The organism is Bacillus sp. GMa5/1 (genome assembly GCF_050172015.1).
Classification (GTDB): Bacteria; Bacillota; Bacilli; order Bacillales; family Bacillaceae_G; genus Bacillus_A; species Bacillus_A cereus.
In genome coordinates this window covers 1-3,850 of record NZ_JBNLYC010000287.1, presented here as the reverse complement: position 1 = coordinate 3,850, position 3,850 = coordinate 1, and the positions used below count along the sequence as shown (strand labels likewise).

The following is a 3,850-nucleotide window of genomic DNA, read 5'->3' as shown; positions in this document are numbered from 1 at the left end:
GATATTTGCATTAAGAAATTTAGAACAAAAAGATTACGATAAGATAAGAACTAAGCATAATTTGGATAATGATGATTACCTAGAAATTTTTGAGGATAAGGTTTTAGCGGGGATGGTATTTTATAAAGGTACAAAAAGAGATTTATTAAAATCAAAAGTATGTTTTGAGAGTAGTTTAGTAGATAACCCAGATGATACATTTTGTAAATATTTATTAGCTCAAGTGTTAGTGGATATTGGTGAGGAGCAAAACATTCAAAAAATTATTGATTTGCTTCAAGAAATAAAAAAACAACATCAAGAAAATCCATATGTATTTGAAGTTATAGATGTTGAAGAACGTATAGCATATTTAGAGTTTATTAGTGAAAATCCTAAATACAATGAAATAATTAATATTTTAAAAGATAAGAGGAATTTACAAAATGATTTTGTTTATATATTAGGAGTATCTTATTTGTACGTAGAAGATTTAAAAAAGGCAAGAGAGACGTTGGAGTTGTTAGAAGGGAAAGAGGATAAGCTAAGTTTTAATGATTGGCACGAGTACATGGCTTATTTGGAGACTAAGGAAAAAGAATTAAATCAAGAAAATAATTAGTAGTTTGTTTGATGGAAATGTATAAAAATTTTATTTTAATTACATAGGAATTTTATGAATTTCAAGTCGGAGGAAGACACCCTAAGGTGCCTTCCTCCGACTTGAACCACTTTAATTTTAATAATATGTATTGGACTCCCATCCGAATATTATTTTACCATGTTAAGTAATGTCGGTCATTGAGTAATATTAGCGGTATCACATGATGATATCCTGATTTAGTTTTTTAATTATACAAAAGAAAGAATATTAAGAATAAACTTGATAAATATACCAATATTACCCATATAAAGAGTTGGATATGATAATATTTAAATAAATACATAAAAGGGAGTGAAGACTTTGAAACATTTAACAAAATTAGTATTGGTATTAGGTTTAATGTGTAGTGGATTTTTTATTACATCTAGTAAAACTGAAGCAGCAGAAGGAGGTTGGTATAAAGTAACAGCGGGAGGAACTAATTGTCAGGCCAGAGTTTCTACCGATCGCACCGAGTATGCAAAAACTCATAAAACGGTGAACGCTAAAATTGAAACGCGTGGAACATGTAGTAAATTATATTATGATATGGATCTTCCGTATGCTGGTTTAAATTCTGCTTCTCATGATATGACCAGTGGATATTTTTCTTCTAGTACACCACTAAAATCACTAAATATAGGTCACGCATGGAAGGATAGTAAGGAATATACATTTGTACATGTTCAACTTTTCAAAAATGCAGCACATACCGAACATGCCGGAGAATTACGTTCGTCAGAAATCATTATTCACCCTAGATAATTTATAAAAAGACGCTCACCACTAGTTTGTATCTCATATGGGGGAAAAACAGAGTAGCATTTGCTACTCTGTTTTTTTATTAGGGGAACTTCCAGAATTTCAAAATACACGCTAAGCAAAAAAATTGAGATAAGCTGTCCATATGGACAGTTTATCTACATAATTATCGGTAGCGAAAAAAAGCAACTATACCCTCGCAAGGGGACCCACTTTTTTTGTTCTATGAATCTATGCATTTTTTTATACATCCCTATTCTGGCGCAGCCTTAGGTTTCGCTTTTGTTATTAGATTTTCCGAAAAATTGTATGTGGCGTATCTCTTAATAAGCATCATCACGTTCTGATTTTAGAACGAGGTTTAAATAAAGTTATTTAATATTTGATGTTTTCATTTCTGAATATTCAAATATTATTTTATCAAGTTTAACAAACTAACATTATTTGTAAAACGTGTTAAGTTTGTTGTGTAAGTTATAAAAATACTTGAGGGGGATGTTTAATATGAGAAAAATGAAAAGAATTAAAGGGTTAGCTTTAGCTTGTGCAATCGGTTTAAGTTCATTTAGTTTTATTGGCGTAACAAGCGCTAGTGCGGCAGAAAACACCAATTTCACATCAAATAAAGCAGCTAAGGGTCTTGCAGTCTGTAACGCAAAATATGAAAATACAAAAGTACGAACTGACGCAAGTACGAGTTCAAAAATAGCTTATAATGTCGCTAATGGAACTAGATTTACTGGTGAATGGGTAAAAGGACAAACTGTCGATGGAAATAATCAATGGTTAAAGTTTTACGACTCAAACTGGAAAACCTATTTATACGTTTCAAAATCAGTATGTAACTAAGTACAAAATATAAAAATACTTAAGGGGGAATTTTTATGTTCAAGAAATTAGTAGTTGGAGCATTAGCGACTGGTATTATGTTATCTAGTGCAGGTGGAGCGATGGCTGCAACACCTAATACTGAAAGTCCGAAGCAAGAAAACGTTACTATGGCAGCGGAAAAGAAAACGCTGAGAGTACCAGGGTTTGCTACTAGAGAAGAGATACCGAACAAAGTCGTCACTGTAATTGGTATCACGTGGTATTTAAAAGGGGCAACGAAAGAAATGGATAAAACATGGACAGCTTATTATGAGGGTTGGAGTAATTAATTAGACTTATTTTTAATTTGTGTAAGATATAAAAATATTTGAGGGGGAAATTTTATGTTCAAGAAATTAGTAGTTGGGGCATTAGCGACTGGTATTATGTTATCTGGTGCAGGTGGAGCGATGGCTGCAACACCTAATACTGAAAGTCCGAAGCAAGAAAATGTTACTTTGGCAACACAAGTAGTCTCTAATACAATATATGGGTATTTTTCTAGAAATTCTATACCGAACACAACTGTACAACATGGTGTAACGTGGTACTTGAAAAATGCATGGCAAGAACCGAATGGTACATGGACAGGTTATTTTGAAGCTCGGATTTAATTAATTTAATCTATTTATAATAAAAAAGTCTCTTATAAGAGACTTTTTTATTTGTATAAAATCATAAAAAAAAGACACCCAAAGGTGCCTTCCTCCGACTTGAACCACTTTAATTTTAATAATATGTATTGGACGCCAATCCAAATATTATTTTACCACGTTAATTTGTTTTGTACATTGAGAAAAATGGTTTAAATTTATATCTTATTGCGAATTGCTTTTAATACTCCGTCAACATTGTAATCAGGAATATTACTAATTGTACGCTTCTTTGTTCCAAACATTTTCTTTATTTCTAAGTAAATAATACCTGTATTTGCATTGGATAAGCCAAATAAATTTGGAGCAATATCAAAGTCTACGTTTTTAATATCCTTGTATTTAATTACTTCAGCTTCAGCGCCTCCGAAAAATCCGCCTTTCATCATTACGAGGTAGAGATTATGTTCCCCTACAACCATAAATCCCATTTTTGTTAATTTAGGATTAGCAACTTCAAAGCAGTAGATCGCTTCTTTAGCTTTCATAACCTTCTTTAAAGCATCGAAAGCATATTTATAATATGTGCGTTCTGTTTTCGGCAGTTCTTTTGATATTTCAACCATTTCTGCAAGTGTAACTGGGTATTCAATAATGCCAAAACGTTCATCAATTTTAGTGTATTTTGGAGTAGCCATATAATATCCCCTTTAAAAATGTAAGATTTAACCCAAGCATAACAAATCCAGTTACAACTATATTGTCATATTTTGTCGAACGAAAATAAAAAAGAGAGAGTCATAACTCTCAATGGGAAAATGATAAGAATTTACCGATGGATATTAGAGAAATATCCTCTATTTTTTATTAATGTTGAATAATGGTTTTTATCAAATCTATCGGGAGATGTGGTTTTAATATGGCTAGGAAGGAGTGTGTCTCGAAAGGTGTACCTTTTAGAACATAAAAGGATTAACATTATTTTCATTAATTCATTCTTTTA

General features: G+C 31.6%; 5 protein-coding genes and 1 pseudogene. 5 read left to right on the top strand and 1 reads right to left on the bottom strand.

All coding sequences use genetic code 11. The features are described from left to right. The 5 genes and pseudogenes from ACQGSG_RS27445 to ACQGSG_RS27425 all read left to right on the top strand — a co-directional run. Positions 1-601: pseudogene (locus ACQGSG_RS27445) on the top strand (hypothetical protein); the annotation flags it as partial. Positions 602-943: 342 nt separating this feature from the next. Beyond that, entirely contained in the window at positions 944-1,387 is a 444-nt protein-coding gene (locus tag ACQGSG_RS27440) for a hypothetical protein (protein WP_228492693.1), read from the top strand. Positions 1,388-1,888: 501 nt separating this feature from the next. Further along, on the top strand, positions 1,889-2,233 hold the full coding sequence (locus ACQGSG_RS27435) for a lysin (protein ID WP_098005833.1): 345 nt from the start codon (positions 1,889-1,891) through the stop codon (positions 2,231-2,233). Positions 2,234-2,268: 35 nt separating this feature from the next. Then, positions 2,269-2,544 (top strand): LCI fold-containing protein, encoded by a 276-nt coding sequence (locus ACQGSG_RS27430; RefSeq protein ID WP_000473826.1) that lies wholly within the window; start codon positions 2,269-2,271, stop codon positions 2,542-2,544. Positions 2,545-2,598: 54 nt separating this feature from the next. Then, a complete protein-coding gene (locus tag ACQGSG_RS27425; protein WP_325842317.1) occupies positions 2,599-2,868 on the top strand; it encodes an LCI fold-containing protein in 270 nt (89 codons plus the stop codon). A 197-nt stretch (positions 2,869-3,065) separates the two neighbouring features. Here the strand turns inward: ACQGSG_RS27425 and ACQGSG_RS27420 are convergent, their stop codons facing one another. Then, positions 3,066-3,545 carry a PH domain-containing protein gene (locus ACQGSG_RS27420; protein WP_070861307.1) on the bottom strand — a complete coding sequence of 160 codons (480 nt, stop codon included), beginning with the start codon at positions 3,543-3,545 and terminating at the stop codon, positions 3,066-3,068. Positions 3,546-3,850 lie beyond the last annotated feature (305 nt).